This is a genomic window from Methylopila sp. Yamaguchi, assembly GCF_002897035.1.
Classification (GTDB): domain Bacteria; phylum Pseudomonadota; class Alphaproteobacteria; order Rhizobiales; family Methylopilaceae; genus Methylopila.
Genome location: NZ_BAUX01000001.1, coordinates 445171 through 462449, shown reverse-complemented (window position 1 = coordinate 462449; position 17279 = coordinate 445171). Strand labels below are relative to the sequence as shown.

The following is a 17279-nucleotide window of genomic DNA, read 5'->3' as shown; positions in this document are numbered from 1 at the left end:
GGGCTGGACCGCCGGCGCCTCGACGCGGGGGCCTCGGCCCCTCGCGGGCTCGGGCGCCCGCACGGGCTGCGCCTGCGGGCGCTCGGCGGCCACGACCGGGGCGGGGCGCTGCGGGGCGGGCTGGCCCTGCGCCGGCGTCGGCTGGGGCGGAGCCGTACGGGTCGGGGGCGCGTCGAACGACGGCTCGCGCTGGACGTTCTGACCGCCCGGCGAGCGCAGGATGCCGCTCTCGACCACCACGTCGTTCGGACCGCCGATGAGCACGAGATGCTCGACGTTGTCGCGGCGGACGATCACGAGGCGGCGGCGGCCGTCGATCGCCAGCACGTCGAGGACGCCGAGACGCGGCTGGCGCGAGCGGCCGCTCGCCGACATGCCGCTGAGCCGCTTGCCGCCCAGGCGGCGGATCAACCAGGTCGCGATCAGGAGAAGCAGGATGAAGCCCGCGAAGAACAGGACAAATTTGATGGGCGTCGGAACGTCGAAGCCGAAAAGCTGATCGAACACGCGGGTCTACCTCGGTCTCAGTAAGCCAGTCGGGGCGGCGCGCCCGTGAGTTCGCGCGCAACGGCGGCCAGACTGGAACACAAGCCCGCGACGAACGCACCCCTCATAGACAAAGTCACGCCGAAGGTGAACGGAAACTTAACGCCGTTAACAGTCCGTTAACCATGCAAGCGGCAGTTTTTGCCGGGCGGACGCGCATTTCGCGACCCTGGGATGGCCCGGGCCGCCGCCGCCAGCGGGAAACCGACCGTGACGACGAGCGTCGAGCCGCCGCTGATGGCGGCGCTGAAGACCAAGATGCGGTGGCACGAGGCGCGCCAGGCCGTGCTTGCGGAGAACGTCACCAACGCCTCGACCGTCGGCTATCGGGCCCACGACCTCCGCCCGGTCGAAGCCGAGGAGGGCGGCGTCGGCGTCGCGCGCACCGCGCAGGGGCACATGACCCTGGCCTCCAGCGCCGGCGTCGACCGCGACGAGAGCCGCTCGACCTTCGAGCGCACGCCGGACGGCAATTCCGTCGTGCTCGAAGAGCAGATGATCAAGGCCGCCCAGAACCAGATGGACCACCAGATGGCGGCGACCCTCTACGCCAAGAGCCTCGGCCTGCTGCGCACCGCGCTCGGCAGGGGCTGAGCGCCTTTCAGGGACACCCTCCGATGGACCTCAACCGCGCGATCGGCGTCGCCGCCTCCGGCCTCAAGGCCCAGGCCGGCCGCATGCGGATCATCGCCGAAAACCTCGCCAACGCGGACTCCGTCGCCTCGACGACCGGGACCGAGCCCTACCGGCGCAAGCTGCCGACCATGCGGCCGGAGTTCGACCGCGAGCTCGACGCCCAGGTCGTGGCGCTCGGCCGGGTCGAGCGCGACCGCTCGGAGTTCAAGATCCGGAACGAGCCGGGCAACCCGCTGGCCGACGCCGCCGGCAACGTGCGTCTGCCCAACGTCGATCCGCTGATCGAGCAGATGGACATGCGGGAAGCCCAGCGGAACTACGAGGCGAACCTCAACATGGTGGGGTCCGCCCGCCGCATGATCGCCCGCACCCTCGACATCCTGCGCGCCTGACGCCCGGAGCCTAGACGCCCATGACCTCGCCGCTCGCCGCCGCCAACGCCTACGCCAGCCTGTCCGGGATCATCGCCGGAGGGGCGCCGGTCCGCCCCGGGGCGGGCGCGGACGCCAACGCCTTCGGGGACCTGCTGGAGAAGTCCCTCAGCGGCTTCGCCGAGCAGGGCCGGCAGACCGACGCCAAGGCGATGCAGGCGGTGCAGGGACGCGGCGACGTGGTCGACGTGGTCACCGCCGTCGCCGAGAGCGAACTCGCCCTCCAGACTCTCGTCAGCGTCCGCGACAAGGTGATCGCGGCCTACGACGAAGTCATGCGCATGCCGATCTGACGGCCGGGACCGAGACGCGATCCCATGACCAGCGCCGAAGTGCTCGACGTCGCCCGCGACGCCCTCTGGACCATCCTGAAGGTCGGCGGCCCGCTGATGGCGGTGACGCTCATCGTCGGCGTCGTCGTCTCGCTCGTGCAGGCGCTGACGCAGATTCAGGAGATGACGCTGGTCTTCGTGCCTAAGATACTGGCGCTGTTCGGCGCGATGATTCTGGCGCTGCCCTTCATGGGCGACGCCCTCGCCGGGCACATGGCGCGGCTCGCGGGACGCATCGCCTCCGGCGGATGACGGCGCCGGCCCTGAGAGCCTTCGGACCATGACGATCGAGCTCCTGCCGGCGAACGTCGCGGCCTTCATCCTGATCCTCGCCCGGGTCGGCGCGCTGGTGATGCTGATGCCCGCGCTCGGCGAGGAGAACGTATCGCCGCGGTTCCGCCTCACCATCGCGGCGCTGCTCGCCTTCGTGTTCTGGCCCTTCGCGCGGCCGCTCTACGACATCCGGCCCGACGACCCGCTGAACCTCCTGCTGCTGCTCGCCTCCGAAATCGGGGTCGGCCTGGTGCTCGGCGTCACCGCGCGCTTCGTGATGTCGTCGCTGTCGACCGCCGGCTTCATCATCGCGAACCAGCTCGGACTCGGCTTCGTCACGACCGTCGATCCGACCCAGGGCCAGCAGGGCGTGGTCGTCGGCACCTTCCTGACGCTGGTCGGGGTCGCGCTGATCTTCGCCACCGACCTGCACCACCTCGCGATCGGCGCCATCGCCGGCAGCTACGACGCGTTCCGGCCGGGCGCGCTGCCCCAGACAGGCGACGCCGCGAAGCTCGCGATGGACGCGGCCGCCGGCGCCTTCAGGATCGGCGTGCAGCTCTCTGCGCCCTTCCTCGTCTTCGGCCTGGTGTTCAACCTGGGCCTCGGCGTGCTGTCCCGCCTGATGCCGCAGCTGCAGGTGTTCTTCATCGCGACGCCGCTGACGCTGATCGCGGGCTTCGCGCTGCTCGCCCTTGTGGTGGGCGTGCTGATGAGCGTGTTCCTCGGCGACGTGGGCGAGACGCTCCGCCGGCTCTCGGGCGGCTGAGGACGGGAGATGGCGGAGAGCGAGGGCGGCGAACGCACCGAAGAACCGACGCGCAAGAAACTCGAGGACGCGCTCAAACGAGGCGACGTCGCCAAGAGCCAGGAGATCAACGTCTGGTTCAGCCTCGCCGCGGCGACGCTCGCGATCTCGATCTTCGGCGACGGCGCCGCCGCCAGCCTCACGGCCACGCTCACGCGCTTCATCGCCGAGCCGCACCGCTACGCGGTCGACGGCGTCTCGCTGACGACCATGGCCGGCGGCCTGGGCCTCGCGGTCGCCGCGGCGCTCGCGTTGCCCATTTTGTGCCTGACGCTCGCGGCGATCGCCGGCAACATGGTGCAGCACAGCCTGGTGTTCACCGCCGAGACGCTGGTTCCGAAGTTCTCGAAGGTCTCGCCGATGGCGGGGGCGAAGCGGCTGTTCTCGACCGAGAGCCTCGTCAACTTCGTCAAGGGCCTGCTGAAGCTCGCGATCGTCGGCGCGGTGATCTGGTCGGTGATCTGGCCCGAGCGCGCCAAGGTCTCGGCGCTGATCGCGGGCGATCCGGCGGGCCTGCTCGTCGTGCTGAAGAGCCTGTCGCTCAACGTGCTGGTGTCGGCGGTCGCGGTCTTCGCGCTGATCGCGCTCGGCGACTACATGTGGCAGCGCTGGCGCTGGCGCGAGCGCCTGATGATGACGAAGCAGGAGATCCGCGACGAGCACAAGCAGCAGGAGGGCGACCCGCACATCAAGGCGCGGATCCGCCAGCTCCGCATGCAGCGCTCGCGCAAGCGCATGATCGCGCAGGTGCCGACGGCGACGGTGGTGATCGCCAACCCGACCCATTTCGCCGTGGCGCTGAAGTATGAGACCGGCATGGCCGCGCCGGTCTGCGTGGCGAAGGGCGTCGACGCGCTTGCGCTGCGCATCCGCAAGATCGCCGAGGAGGCCGGCGTCGAGGTGGTCGAGAACCCGCCGCTCGCCCGCTCCCTGCACGCCGCGATCGAGGTCGACAAGGAGATCCCCTCCGAGCACTACAAGGCCGTCGCCGAGGTCATCGGCTTCGTCCTGCGCAAGCGGGGACGGCGGCGGTGAGGGCTGACGTCGGCCTCCGGCTCTTCTTGCAACCGGCCGCCGCCGCCGTCATCGTCGCGGCGACGTCGGTCGCCGGGCGAATCGACGGCGTTCCGGCCGTTCCCCGCCGCCGACGCGAGGTCCCATGAGCACGCTCGCCGAAGGAAGCCCGATGTCCGCCGAACCCCCGATCGACCGCAGCGGCCGCTCGGGCTCCGTCGGGCTCGTGGTGCTGCTCGCCGCGGCGCTCGTCGGCGCGGCGCTCGCGCTCTCGTTCCTCAACGGCGAGGCCGCGCAACCCTGGATCCTCGCCTTGCTGGCGGGGCTCTCCGTGATCGGCGTGTTCGCGCTGTTCGCGGGCGCCGTGGGGCTGATCCAGTTCGCAAGCCGCGGCGGCCGCGACGACCTGGGCGGCGCCATCGCCGCGACCAGCGACGAAGGCGTGCTCGTGACCGACGGCGGCGGCCGTATCGTGTTCGCGAACGAGGCCTACCTCGACCTCACACGCGCCGACGGCCCGGCGGGCGCGCGCACCGTGGAGCGGGTGTTCGCCGGCAACGCCGACGTGGCGGAGGCGATCTACCGGCTCTCGCAGGCCGCCCGCGGCGGCAAGCGCGCCTCCGAGGAGGCCCGCGTCACCCTGCCCGACGGGCGCGGGGCGTGGTTCCGCATCGGCGTGCGGCCGGTGGAGCGCAAGGGCGGCCGCGGCGTCGAGACGATCTGGACGCTCGACGACGTGACGCGCGAGCGCGAGCGCCACGAGAACGTGTTCCAGGAGCTGCAGCACGCGGTCGACTTCCTCGATCATGCGCCGGCCGGCTTTTTCGCCGCCCGCGGCGACGGCGCGATCGTCTACATGAACGCGACGCTCGCAGGCTGGCTCGACCAGGACCTGACGCAGGTCGGCGCCGGCGCCCTGACGCTGAGCGACGTGCTGGCCGGCGACGGCGCGGCTCTGGTCGCCGCCGTGCCGCCGCGCCCCGGCGCCGTCGCAACCGAGATCATCGACGTCGACCTGAAGACCCGCGGCGGCCGCTCGCTGCCGGCGCGCCTTCTGCACGCGGTCGCCTGGGCGGTCGACGGCACCCCCGGGGCCTCGCGCACGCTGGTGCTCGACCGGGGTCCGGGCGCCGACGTCTCCGAGCCGCTGCGCGCGGCCGAGGTGCGGTTCGCGCGCTTCTTCAACAACACGCCGCTCGCGATCGCGACCGTCGACGCGCGCGGCGGCGTCGAGCGCACCAACGCGCCCTTCGCCAAGCTCTTCGGCGAGCGCCTGAAGGACGCCTCCGGCGACCGCTCGATCTACGCCGGCCTCGCCGGCGAGCGCGACCGCGTGGCGCTCGAGGCGGCGATCGCGGCCGCGGCGGGCGGCGCGGGCGACGTCGCCCCCGTCGACGTGACGCTGCCGGGCGACGGCGGCCGCTCCGCCCGCCTGTTCGTGACCCGCGTGGACGACGCCGAGGGCGGCGAGGCGGCGGTGGTCTACGCGCTCGACACCACCGACCAGCGGGCGCTGGAGGCGCAGTTCGCCCAGAGCCAGAAGATGCAGGCCGTCGGCCAGCTCGCGGGCGGCGTGGCGCACGACTTCAACAACGTGCTGACCGCGATCATCGGCTACTCCGACCTTCTGCTCGCGAACCACCGGCCGACCGACCCGTCCTTCCAGGACATCATGCAGATCAAGCAGAACGCGAACCGGGCCGCGAGCCTCGTCCGCCAGCTGCTGGCCTTCTCCCGCCGCCAGACCCTGCGGCCGCAGGTGATCGTGCTGGGCGACGTGCTGGCGGAGCTGCGCATGCTGCTCGGCCGCCTGGTGGGCGAGAAGGTGAAGCTCGAGCTCGTCCACGGCCGCGACCTGTGGCCGGTCAAGGCGGACCTGAACCAGTTCGAGCAGGTGGTCATCAACCTCGTGGTGAACGCCCGGGACGCGATGGCGGACGGCGGCACCGTGACGATCCGCACCCGCAACGTCACCGCGGCGGAGGTTCCGGCCTTCGGCCATCGCGGGCTGCCGGCGGCAGACTACGTGATGATCGACGTGGAGGACACCGGCTCGGGCATCCAGGAGGAGATCCTCGACAAGATTTTCGAGCCGTTCTTCTCGACCAAGGAGGTCGGCAAGGGCACGGGGCTTGGGCTCTCGACCGTCTACGGCATCGTCAAGCAGACCGACGGCTACGTCTTCGCGCTGTCGGAGCCGGGCGCGGGCGCGACCTTCCGCATCTTCCTGCCCCGGCACACCGCGGCGGAGGCGGAGGAGGCGAAGCCCGCCGCGGTCGCCGCCGCGCCGCAGGACATGACGGGCCGCGGCACCGTGCTGCTGGTCGAGGACGAGGACGCGGTCCGCGCCTTCGGCGCCCGCGCGCTGGCCTCGCGCGGCTACGACGTCATCGAGGCGCGCTCCGGCGTCGAGGCGCTGGAGCAGATGGAGGCGCACGGCAGCGCGGTCGAGCTCGTGGTGTCCGACGTCGTGATGCCCGAGATGGACGGGCCCTCGCTGCTGCGCGAGCTGCGCAAGAAGCAGCCCGACCTGAAGATCATCTTCGTCTCCGGCTACGCCGAGGACGCCTTCAAGAAGAACCTGCCCGACGGCGAATCGTTCGCCTTCCTGCCGAAGCCGTTCACGCTCAAGCAGCTGGTGCAGGCCGTGAAGGACACGATGGGCGCCTGAGGGCGCTCCATCGGCCGCCAACGCTCAAGATCGTGGGGGCGCGGCCGATCTCGGCACAAGATGTTCCTATTGCGTTCTTAGAACAAAGAAAGTACAAAAGGCTCCGTTGATGGCCCGCCGCGGGCCGTGCCATAAGGAGCCAGAGCGATGTCGCAATCCGCACTCCGCCTCGTCGAAGGAAGCTCCATGGACAGGACAAAGGCGCTCGACGCCGCTCTCGCGCAGATCGACCGCGCGTTCGGCAAGGGGTCGATCATGCGCCTTGGGGCGGGTCAGGCCCTCGCCGAGGTCGAGGTGGTCTCGACCGGCTCGCTCGGGCTCGACATCGCGCTCGGCGTCGGCGGCCTGCCGCGCGGCCGGGTGATCGAGATCTTCGGGCCGGAAAGCTCCGGCAAGACCACGCTCGCGCTCCACACCATCGCAGAATCCCAGAAGTCGGGCGGCGTCTGCGCCTTCGTGGACGCCGAGCACGCGCTCGATCCGATTTACGCCCGCAAGCTCGGCGTGAACCTGCAGGACCTGCTGATCTCGCAGCCGGACACCGGCGAGCAGGCGCTCGAGATCGCCGACACGCTGGTGCGCTCCGGCGCGGTCGACGTGCTGGTGGTCGATTCGGTCGCGGCGCTGACGCCCCGCGCCGAGCTCGAGGGCGAGATGGGCGACGTGCAGCCGGGCCTTCAGGCGCGCCTGATGAGCCAGGCGCTGCGCAAGCTCACCGGGTCGATCGCCAAGTCCAAGACCATGGTGATCTTCATCAACCAGATCCGGATGAAGATCGGCGTGATGTACGGCAGCCCCGAGACCACCACGGGCGGCAACGCGCTCAAGTTCTACGCCTCCGTCCGCCTCGACATCCGCCGCATCGGCGCGATCAAGGAGCGCGACGAGGTCGTTGGCAACCAGACCCGCGTCAAGGTGGTCAAGAACAAGGTCGCGCCGCCGTTCAAGCAGGTCGAGTTCGACATCATGTACGGCGAGGGCGTCTCCAAGGTCGGCGAGCTGATCGACCTCGGGGTCAAGGCCGGGATCGTCGAGAAGTCGGGTGCCTGGTACTCGTTCGACAGCCAGCGCCTCGGCCAGGGCCGCGAGAACGCGAAGTCCTTCCTCAAGGAAAACGGCGAGATCGCCGGGCGGATCGAGTCCGCCGTGCGCCAGAGCGCGGGCGTGCTCGCCGAGAAGATCCTGGACCAGGTCGATCCCAACGACCCCGAACTCGACGCCGACTGAGAGCTTCGGCCGCGCCATGGCGACGCCGCGGCGCGGCCTTTCTGGACAGGCGCGCGACGCCGCGCTTAATGTGCCGCCGCGCCCCGCAGCCCGATGGTCCAGCGACCTCGCCGCATGACGGGGCGCCGGCCGTTTTCCGGCCGCCTGTCCCGAACGCGAACGGCGAGCACCTCCGAAATCCCATGAGCGGCGTCAACGAGATCCGGAAGACCTTCCTCGACTATTTCGCTGGGGAAGGCCACGCGGCCGTCGCCTCCGGGCCGCTGGTGCCGCGGAACGACCCGACGCTCATGTTCACGAGCGCCGGCATGGTGCAGTTCAAGAACCTGTTCACCGGCCTCGAGCGGCGGGACTACTCCCGGGCCACCACGGCTCAGAAATGCCTCCGCGCCGGCGGCAAGCACAACGACCTCGACAACGTCGGCTACACCGCGCGCCACCACACCTTCTTCGAAATGCTAGGGAACTTCTCGTTCGGCGACTATTTCAAGGAGCGCGCGATCGAGCTGGCCTGGAACCTCGTCACCAAGACCTTCGACCTCCCGAAGGATCGGCTGCTCGTCACCGTCTACATCGACGACGACGAGGCCCACGGGCTCTGGAAAAAGATCGCGGGCTTCTCCGACGACCGCATCATCCGCATCGCCTCGTCCGACAACTTCTGGGCGGCCGGCGACACGGGGCCCTGCGGTCCGTGCTCCGAAATCTTCTTCGACCAGGGCGACAAGCTGTTCGGCGGACCTCCCGGCAGCGCCGACGAGGACGGCGACCGGTTCCTGGAATTCTGGAACCTCGTGTTCATGCAGTACGACCAGGTCGCGCCCGGCGAGCGTCGCCCGCTGCCGCGGCCGTCGATCGACACCGGCATGGGCCTCGAGCGCATTTCGGCGATCCTCCAGGGCGTCCCGTCGAACTATGAGATCGACCTCTTTCGCGCGCTGATCGACGCTTCCGTTGAGGCGACCGGGGTCGCCGCCGAGGGCGAGGCCCGGGCGAGCCACCGCGTCATCTCCGATCACCTGCGCGCCGCGAGCTTCCTGGTCGCGGAGGGCGTGCTGCCCTCGAACGAGGGCCGCGGCTACGTGCTCCGCCGCATCATGCGCCGCGCCATGCGCCACGCGCAGCTGCTCGGCGCCGAGCAGCCGCTGCTGTGGCGGCTGGTGCCGACGCTCACCCGCGAGATGGGCGCCGCCTATCCGGAGCTGGTGCGCGCGGAGAATCTGATCACCGAGACGCTGCAGCTGGAGGAGGTGCGGTTCCGCACCACGCTGGCGCGCGGCCTCGGCTTGCTCGACGACGCCGCCGCGGGCCTCGGCTCAGGCGACAGCCTCGCCGGCGAGACCGCCTTCAAGCTCTACGACACCTACGGCTTCCCGCTCGACCTGACCCAGGACGCGCTGCGCGCCCGCGGCGTCGCGGTGGACGTCGACGGCTTCAACGCCGCCATGGCGCGCCAGAAGGCCGAGGCCCGCGCGGCCTGGTCCGGCTCCGGCGAGGCGGCGACCGAGACCATCTGGTTCGGCATCCGCGACCGCGTCGGCGCGACCGAGTTCCTGGGCTACGGCGCCGAGCAGGCCGAGGGCTCCGTGGTCGCGTTGATCAGGGACGGCCAGGAGGTCGAGCGTCTGGCGGCGGGCGAGAGCGGATACCTGATCGCCAACCAGACGCCGTTCTACGGCGAGAGCGGCGGCCAAGTCGGCGACGCCGGCGTCCTGACGGCGCCCGGCGTCGAGGTGGTCGTGTCCGACGTCCAGAAGAAGCTCGGCGACCTCTTCGTCCACGCGGTCGAGATCACGTCCGGAGCGGTCGCGATCGGCGACGCGCTGACCTTCACGGTCGACCACGAGCGGCGCCGGCGCATCCGCGGCAACCATTCGGCGACCCATCTGCTGCACGAGGCGCTGCGTCTCACGCTCGGCGACCACGTCGCGCAGAAGGGCTCGCTCGTCGCGCCCGACCGCCTGCGCTTCGACTTCAGCCACACCAAGCCGATCGCCGCCGCCGAGCTCGAGCGGATCGAGGCGATCGCGAACGCCATCGCGCTGCAGAACGACCCGGTCGTCACCCGCGTGATGGGGATCGAGGAGGCGCGCGCCTCCGGCGCCCGGGCGCTGTTCGGCGAGAAGTACGGCGACGAGGTCCGCGTCGTCTCCATGGGGCGCGCCGACGACGGCAGGCCCTATTCGATCGAACTCTGCGGCGGCACCCATGTCGGCGCCACCGGCGAGATCGGCGCGATCACGATCGTCGGGGAGAGCGGCGTCGCGGCCGGCGTGCGGCGCGTCGAGGCGCTGACCGGCGAGGCGGCGCGGCTGCACTTCGAAGCGCAGAACGGCCGGGTCGCCGATCTCGCCGCGCTTTTGAAGGCGCCCGAGGCCGAGGTGGTGTCTCGCGTCGAGGCGCTGATCGAGGAGCGCAAGCGCCTCGAGCGCGAGCTCGTCGACGCGCGCAAGAAGCTCGCGATGGGCGGCGGCGGCGCAGGGGCGGGCGACGCGGTCCGCGAGGTCGCCGGCGTCAAGCTGTTCGCCCGCACGGTCGAGGGCATCGAGATGAAGGACCTCAAGGGCCTCGTCGACGAGGCCAAGAAGTCGATCGGCTCGGGCGTCGCGGCCATCGTCGGGGTCACCTCGGAGGGCAAGGCCGGCGTGGTCGTCGGCGTTACGCCGGATCTGGTCCCACGGTTCAGTGCGGTCGACCTTGTGCGCGTCGCGTCGGCAGCGCTTGGCGGCTCCGGCGGCGGCGGGCGGCCCGACATGGCGCAGGCCGGCGGCCCGGACGGGGCGAAGGCCGGCGAGGCGCTCGACGCCGTCGCCGCGCGGCTCGCCGCGGCGTGAGCGGCGCCGGCGGAGTCTCGGTCCGCCGCGGCGGACCGGACGACGTCGCCACGGTGCACGCGCTGGTGAGCGGCGCGTTCGGCGAGGTCGGTCCGGTGGAGCCGCCGCTCTCGGCGTTGCGGGAGACCGTCGACAGCCTCGCGGCCCGGCTCGAGGGCCGGGAGTTCCTGCTGATCGCCGAGGCGGACGGGGCGGTGGTCGGCTGCGCCTTTTGCGCGCCGCAGGACGACGCGGTCTATCTCGGCCGCGTGGCGGTCCACGCTTCGGCGCGCGGCCGCGGCGTCTGCCGCGCGCTGGTGGGCGAGGCCGAGGCCTTGGCGCGCGAGGTCGCGCGCGCCCGGCTGACCTTGAAGGTCCGGGCCTCCATGCCGCAGAACATCGACGTGTTCCGGCGCCTCGGCTTCACGATCACCGCCGAAGCCCGGCACGAGGGCTACGACCGCACGACCTACTACGTGCTGGAGAAGCCTCTGGGCTGAGCGGCGGCCGCGACGACGTCGCTCAGGCCGCCAGCCTGACGGTACGGGCTTTCGGGCCCACCGGCCCGGCGGGAGCCGGCCTCCGCAGGCGGATTGCCGGAAGCCTGCGCCACGCCCCATAACGGCGACGTCCAGCGCCTCGGCGACACGCCGGCGCCGCTCCCGGGTCCCGGCGGGAAGCCGGGACGCCGGCCGAAGGGTTCAGCTCTCGCCGAACACGCGGGCGAAGGTCTGGTCCACCGCCTTGAAGTGGTAGCCGAGGTCGAAGGTGTCCTCGAGTTCGGCGTCGCTCAGGTAGCCGCGCACGTCGGCGTCCGCCTTCAGCAGGGTGAGGAAGTCGCCCTCGCCGCGCCAGACCGGCATGGCGTTGCGCTGGACGAGGCGGTAGGCGTCCTCGCGGCTCGCGCCCTTCTGGGTCAGCGCCAGCAGCACGCGCTGGGAGTGCACCAGGCCGCCGAGGCGGTCGAGGTTGCCCTGCATGCGCTCGGGGTAGATCAGCAGGTTCTCGATCACGCCGGCCATGCGGTTGAGCGCGAAGTCCAGAGTCACCGTCGCGTCCGGGCCGATCATGCGCTCGACCGAGGAGTGCGAGATGTCGCGCTCATGCCAGAGCGCCACGTTCTCCATCGCCGGCAGGGCGTAGGCGCGCACCATGCGTGCGAGGCCGGTGATGTTCTCGGTCAGCACCGGGTTGCGCTTGTGCGGCATGGCGGAGGAGCCCTTCTGGCCAGGCGAGAAATACTCCTCGGCCTCAAGCACCTCCGTCCGCTGCAGGTGGCGCACCTCGATCGCGAGCCGCTCCATGGAGGAGGCCACGACGCCCAGCACCGCGAAGAACATGGCGTGCCTGTCGCGCGGGATGACCTGGGTCGAGACCGGCTCGACCGAGAGCCCGAGCTTCTCCGCCACGTGGGCTTCGACCGCGGGGTCGATGTTCGCGAAGGTGCCGACGGCGCCCGAGATGGCGCAGGTCGCGATCTCCTTGCGGGCCGCGACGAGGCGCTCGCGGGCGCGCTCGAACTCGACGTAGAAGCCGGCGAGCTTCAGCCCGAAGGTGGTCGGCTCCGCATGGATGCCGTGGCTGCGGCCGATGGTCGGCGTGTGCTTGTGCTCAAAGGCGCGCTTTTTCAGCGCCGCCAGCAGCCGGTCGACGTCGGCGATCAGCAGGTCGCTGGCGCGCGCCAGCTGCACGCTGAGACAGGTGTCGAGCACGTCGGACGAGGTCATGCCTTGATGCACGAAGCGCGCGTCGGGGCCTACGAACTCGGCCAAGTGGGTCAGGAAGGCGATGACGTCGTGCTTGGTCTCGCGCTCAATTTCGTCGATGCGGGCCACGTCGAAGGTCGCCGCGCCGCCCTTCTCCCAGATGGTCTTCGCCGCCTCCTTCGGGATTACGCCGAGCTCGGCCAGCGCGTCGCAGGCGTGCGCCTCGATCTCGAACCAGATGCGGAACCGGGTCTCGGGCGACCAGATGTCGGCCATCTCGGGGCGGGAGTAACGGGGGATCATGGGCGTTCAGGCCTCCGGGCGTCGGACGGCGCTGCCTTAGCACATCCGCGCCGGGCGTCACGCGTTTCCGGTCGTCGCGCTCAGTCCTCGACGAGAGGCTTCAGCACGGTTCGCTTGCGACCCTCCGGCCCCGGGCGACCTTCCACCAGCGCCGACACGACGCCGTGGAGGGTCTGCAGGTCCTGCTTGGTCGGCTCCATGCGCTGGATCATGTTGCGGAGGTTGATCACCATCGAGGCGGTCTTCGAAGGTGACCGGAAGAAGCCCGCCTCGCGCAGTTCGCCTTCGATGTGCGTAAACAGCGCGACCAGTTCGGCGTGGCTGCCGGGCGGCGAGCGGGTCGGCATGTCGAACGGCGCGGCGCCGCCGGTCGCGGCCTTGAACCACTCGTAGCCCACAAGCAGCACGGCTTGGGAGAGATTGAGGCTGGCGTAGGCCGGGTTCACCGGGAAGGTCATCACGCGGGCCGCGAGCGCCACTTCCTCGTTCTCAAGCCCATTCCGCTCGCGTCCGAACATCACGCCGGCGCGGCCGCCCCCGCCGATATGGGCCGCGAGCCGGGCGGCGGCCTCGGCCGGCGCGTCGACAGGCTTCGCCTGGCCGCGCTCGCGCGCGGTGGTCGCGATCACGAGGTCGAGGTCGGCGAGCGCGTCCTCCAGCCGCTCGAAATGGACGGCGGCGTCCAGCACGTAGTCCGCGCCGGCCGCAAAGGCGCGCGCCGAGGGGTCGTCGGTGCTCCCGGGCGCGCCGACGATCCGAAGCTCCGCCAGCCCGAAGTTCGCCATGGCGCGCGCGACCGAGCCGACGTTCTGAGCGAGCTGCGGAGCCACGAGGATGACCGCGGGCCCCGAGGGAAGGGCGGCGGCGAGGGCGGCTTTGGTGTGGTCGGTTCCGGCCATGGCGTCACGTGCGGTTCGGGCGAGCGCGTGGCCTTAGCACGGCGCGGCCGGGTTTGCGCGCAAGCTCAGTCCCGCCCGTCGTCGAACACGGCGAAGGCCAGCGCCGCCAGCGGGATCAGCGCGCCGGCGATCGCGACCGCGGGCCATCCCCACGTCGTCATCAACGGGCTGACGAGCGCCGAGCCGGCGGCTCCGCCGAGAAACAGCATGGCGATGTAGAGCCCGTTCAGCCGGCCGCGCGCGGCGTCGTCCAGGCTGTAGATGGCGCGCTGGCCGAGCAGCATGTTGATCTGGACGCCGACGTCCACAACGACGGCGCCGAACAGCAGGGCGGCGACCCCGCCCCAGCCGTCGAGGCCGGCGACCGCGAAGCCGAAGGCCGCGATGACGAGCGCCGCGAGGGTGCCGGGCCGCGTCAGGCCGGCGTCGGCGAGCCTGCCGGCCCAGGGCGCGACCAGCGCGCCGGCCGCGCCCGCCAGAGCGAACAGGCCGATCCAGCTGTGGGACCAGCCGTAGGTCTCGGCGAGACGCATGGGGACCGCGGTCCAGAACAGGCTGAACACGGCGAACATGGCGGCCTGGTAGGCGGCGCGCCGGCGCAGGACGCGGTGTCGCTTCAGCAGCGTCAGCATGGAGCCGAGGAAGGCTCCGTAGGACATGCCGCCCTGCGGGGTGCGCGACGGCACATAGGCGCGCAGCACGACGGCGATCGCCACCATCAGCGCGGCCGAAAGCCCGAACACCGCGCGCCACCCCGCGACGTCCGCGAGCACGCTCGCGACGGGACGGGCGAGCAGGATGCCGAGCAGCAGGCCGCTCATCACCGTGCCGACCGTCTGGCCGCGCGTCTCCGCAGGCGCCGCGTTCGCCACGATCGGGAGCAGCATCTGCGCGGCCGTAGAGGCGACGCCGATCGCGAAGGAGGCGGCGAAGAACGCCGCGCCGGAGGGGGCGAGGGCGGTCGCGGCAAGCGCCAGCGCCGCGGCGCCGAGCGTCAGGGTGAGCAGGCGGCGGGTCTCGGTGAGATCGACCAGCGGCGCGAGCAGGATGAGCCCGACGCCGTAGCCGATCTGGGTGAGCGACACCACGCCGCTCGCGGCGGAGGGCGCCAGCGCGAGATCGCGGGCGATCAGGTCCACCAGCGGCTGCGCGTAGTACAGATTGGCGACGATCGCGCCGCAGGCCACGGCCGCGAACAGCACGAGCTTCTGGTCGGCGGCTGGGGCAGCGCCGGCGGCCGTTTCGGCGACGTTCGTCATGACGCTCTCCTCGGGGGCAGGAGCGAGTTTCTAGCGTTCGCAAATGCGAAAGCCACGCGCGTTTCGCGCGGCGCTCCCTTGCGTTTCCGAGGGCCCGCCTTCTTCCGCAGCGCGGCCGGCGATGGTAGATGTCCGGCGACCCGCCGCTGCGCCAAAGCGCCGCGCCTCACTGCGAAAGGCTGTCCGCCCATGTCGAAGATCAAGGTCGCCAACCCCGTCGTCGAGCTCGACGGCGACGAGATGACGCGGATCATTTGGCAGTACATCAAGGACAAGCTGATCCACCCCTATCTAGACGTCGACCTGCACTACTACGACCTGAGCGTCCAGAACCGGGACGCCACCGAGGACAAGGTGACGGTCGACGCCGCCGAGGCGATCAAGAAGCACGGCGTGGGCGTGAAGTGCGCCACGATCACCCCCGACGAGCAGCGCGTCGAGGAGTTCAAGCTCAAGAAGATGTGGCGCTCGCCGAACGGCACGATCCGCAACATCCTGGGTGGCGTGATCTTCCGCGAGCCGATCATCTGCAAGAACGTACCGCGGCTGGTGCCGGGCTGGACGCAGCCGATCGTCGTCGGCCGCCACGCCTTCGGCGACCAGTACCGCGCGACCGACTTCAAGTTCCCCGGCAAGGGCAAGCTGACGATCAAGTTCGTCGGCGAGGACGGCCAGACGATCGAGCACGAGGTCTTCGACGCGCCCGGCTCCGGCGTCGCCATGGCGATGTACAACCTCGACGACTCGATCCGCGACTTCGCCCGGGCCTCGCTGAATTACGGCCTCAACCGCGGCTTCCCGGTCTACCTCTCCACCAAGAACACGATCCTCAAGGCCTACGACGGCCGCTTCAAGGACATCTTCCAGGAGATTTATGACGCCGAGTTCAAGGACCAGTTCGCCGCCAAGAAGATCTGGTACGAACACCGCCTGATCGACGACATGGTCGCCTCGGCGCTGAAGTGGTCCGGCGGCTACGTCTGGGCCTGCAAGAACTACGACGGCGACGTGCAGTCCGACACGGTGGCGCAGGGCTTCGGCTCGCTCGGCCTGATGACCTCGGTGCTGACGACGCCGGACGGCCGGGTCATGGAAGCGGAAGCGGCCCACGGCACCGTCACGCGCCATTACCGCGAGCACCAGAAGGGCAAGGCGACGTCCACCAACTCGATCGCGTCGATCTTCGCCTGGACCCGCGGCCTCGGCCACCGCGCCAAGCTCGACGACAACGCCGAACTGAAGCGCTTCGCCGAGACGCTGGAGAAGGTCTGCGTCGATACGGTCGAGAGCGGCTTCATGACGAAGGACCTGGCGCTGCTCGTCGGCGACCAGCAGACCTGGCTCACCACCACGGGTTTTCTCGACAAGATCGACGCCAATCTGCAGAAGGCGATGGCCTGAGCCTCACGCGCTCCACGCCAAACAAAACGGGCGGCCAAAGGGCCGCCCGTTTCCGCTTCCAGATGCGTTCGACCTAGCGGTCCCCGCGCTCCCGACCGCCGCCGCGCTCGCCGCCGCCGCCGCGATCCCCGCCGCGATCGAACCCGCCGCGCTCGCCGCCGCCGCGCTCAAAGCCGCCACGTTCGCCGCGGCCCCTGTCACCGCCGCGATCGCCGCCGAAGCCGCCCAGGCCTTCCGGACGGCGGTCGCGCTCGACGCGCTCGACCCGACGGTCGTCGCCGCGGTCGCGGATCCGCTCGCGACGGTCCTCGATGCGCTCACGACGGTCGTCGAGGCGTTCGCGGCGATCCTCGATCCGCTCGCGGCGCTCGCCGATACGTTCAAAGCGCTCGTCACGACGCCGATCTTCGATCCGCTCCCTGCGGCCGTCACGGCGGGATTCCCAGCGTTCGCGCTCGCGCCGGTCGCGGATGTTCCAGGTGACGTCGCGCCGCCACGAGTCGCGCCGCCAACCGCGGTAGCCGGGGCGATCATTGTACCAGCGCCCGCCGTAGAAATAGAGGCCGTTGGCGTAGTAGTACGGCCGGCTCTCGTAATAGCCGCTGATCTCGTAGCCGGGGACCAGATACTCGTCCTCTTCGATCACGACGCGGGACGGCGCGGAACCGCCGATGTCGAGATAGCTCGCGCTGGCGAAGCCGGACCCGCTGCCGCCCATGCTGATCTCGCACCAGCCGGCGGAGCAGCCGATGACGTTGACCCGCTCGCCCGCCGGCAGCGCGTCGACGATGGAGTAGCCCGTGCCTGGGCCGGACCGGACGTTGAGGTTCGTGGTGGCGATGGCCGGGGCGGCGCTCGCGGCGCCGGCCGTCAGCGCGAGAACGCCCGCGGCGGCCAGCAGCGACTTGGCTGTGGTGAGCATGACGTCGAAACTCCCTGAGTCTGTCGTTGTTGTCTCTA

Annotated in this window: 16 protein-coding genes; 11 read left to right on the top strand and 5 right to left on the bottom strand. The window is 70.8% G+C overall.

Features of this window, described 5'->3' with window-relative positions:
* The coding region (locus METY_RS21180) for a flagellar biosynthetic protein FliO (protein ID WP_244593477.1) at positions 1–507 on the bottom strand (507 nt) is incomplete at its 3' end.
* A 213-nt stretch (positions 508–720) separates the two neighbouring features.
* Here METY_RS21180 and METY_RS02160 point away from each other — a divergent pair.
* From METY_RS02160 to METY_RS02115, 10 genes are all read left to right on the top strand, one after another.
* On the top strand, positions 721–1140 hold the full coding sequence (locus METY_RS02160) for a flagellar basal-body rod protein FlgB (RefSeq protein WP_200819564.1): 420 nt from the start codon (positions 721–723) through the stop codon (positions 1138–1140).
* A 23-nt stretch (positions 1141–1163) separates the two neighbouring features.
* A complete protein-coding gene (gene flgC / locus METY_RS02155) occupies positions 1164–1574 on the top strand; it encodes a flagellar basal body rod protein FlgC (RefSeq protein WP_103119730.1) in 411 nt (136 codons plus the stop codon).
* 20 nt (positions 1575–1594) lie between these two features.
* Positions 1595–1906: a flagellar hook-basal body complex protein FliE gene (locus METY_RS02150; protein ID WP_103119729.1), complete on the top strand. Its 312-nt coding sequence runs from the start codon at positions 1595–1597 to the stop codon at positions 1904–1906.
* Positions 1907–1930: 24 nt separating this feature from the next.
* Positions 1931–2197 carry a flagellar biosynthesis protein FliQ gene (gene fliQ, locus METY_RS02145; RefSeq protein WP_020187698.1) on the top strand — a complete coding sequence of 89 codons (267 nt, stop codon included), beginning with the start codon at positions 1931–1933 and terminating at the stop codon, positions 2195–2197.
* A gap of 28 nt (positions 2198–2225) precedes the next feature.
* Positions 2226–2987, top strand: coding sequence for a flagellar biosynthetic protein FliR (gene fliR / locus METY_RS02140; protein WP_103119728.1), 762 nt, complete (start codon positions 2226–2228; stop codon positions 2985–2987).
* 9 nt (positions 2988–2996) lie between these two features.
* Positions 2997–4061 (top strand): flagellar biosynthesis protein FlhB, encoded by a 1065-nt coding sequence (gene flhB, locus METY_RS02135; RefSeq protein WP_103119727.1) that lies wholly within the window; start codon positions 2997–2999, stop codon positions 4059–4061.
* 124 nt (positions 4062–4185) lie between these two features.
* Positions 4186–6711: a cell cycle histidine kinase CckA gene (gene cckA, locus METY_RS02130; RefSeq protein ID WP_103119726.1), complete on the top strand. Its 2526-nt coding sequence runs from the start codon at positions 4186–4188 to the stop codon at positions 6709–6711.
* A gap of 147 nt (positions 6712–6858) precedes the next feature.
* Positions 6859–7938, top strand: a complete 1080-nt coding sequence (recA, locus tag METY_RS02125; protein ID WP_103119725.1) for a recombinase RecA — start codon at positions 6859–6861, stop codon at positions 7936–7938.
* 182 nt (positions 7939–8120) lie between these two features.
* The gene (gene alaS / locus METY_RS02120) at positions 8121–10772 is read left to right on the top strand and encodes an alanine--tRNA ligase (protein ID WP_103119724.1); all 2652 of its coding nucleotides are present in this window, start codon (positions 8121–8123) and stop codon (positions 10770–10772) included.
* Positions 10769–11251 (top strand): GNAT family N-acetyltransferase, encoded by a 483-nt coding sequence (locus METY_RS02115; RefSeq protein WP_103119723.1) that lies wholly within the window; start codon positions 10769–10771, stop codon positions 11249–11251. Before alaS ends, METY_RS02115 begins: the two co-directional genes overlap by 4 nt.
* Before the next feature lie 201 nt (positions 11252–11452).
* On the opposite strand, the gene purB is transcribed toward METY_RS02115, so the two are convergent.
* From purB to METY_RS02100, 3 genes are all read right to left on the bottom strand, one after another.
* Complete coding sequence (gene purB / locus METY_RS02110) at positions 11453–12760, bottom strand: adenylosuccinate lyase (protein WP_103119722.1); 1308 nt, start codon at positions 12758–12760, stop codon at positions 11453–11455.
* 80 nt (positions 12761–12840) lie between these two features.
* Positions 12841–13659: an RNA methyltransferase gene (locus METY_RS02105; RefSeq protein ID WP_103119721.1), complete on the bottom strand. Its 819-nt coding sequence runs from the start codon at positions 13657–13659 to the stop codon at positions 12841–12843.
* 65 nt (positions 13660–13724) lie between these two features.
* Positions 13725–14918 (bottom strand): MFS transporter, encoded by a 1194-nt coding sequence (locus tag METY_RS02100; protein ID WP_103119720.1) that lies wholly within the window; start codon positions 14916–14918, stop codon positions 13725–13727.
* A gap of 189 nt (positions 14919–15107) precedes the next feature.
* Here METY_RS02100 and METY_RS02095 point away from each other — a divergent pair, with 189 nt between their 5' ends.
* On the top strand, positions 15108–16319 hold the full coding sequence (locus METY_RS02095; RefSeq protein ID WP_103119719.1) for an NADP-dependent isocitrate dehydrogenase: 1212 nt from the start codon (positions 15108–15110) through the stop codon (positions 16317–16319).
* A 73-nt stretch (positions 16320–16392) separates the two neighbouring features.
* Here METY_RS02095 and METY_RS02090 read toward each other — a convergent pair whose 3' ends face one another.
* Positions 16393–17241, bottom strand: a complete 849-nt coding sequence (locus METY_RS02090) for an SH3 domain-containing protein (RefSeq protein ID WP_103119718.1) — start codon at positions 17239–17241, stop codon at positions 16393–16395.
* Positions 17242–17279 lie beyond the last annotated feature (38 nt).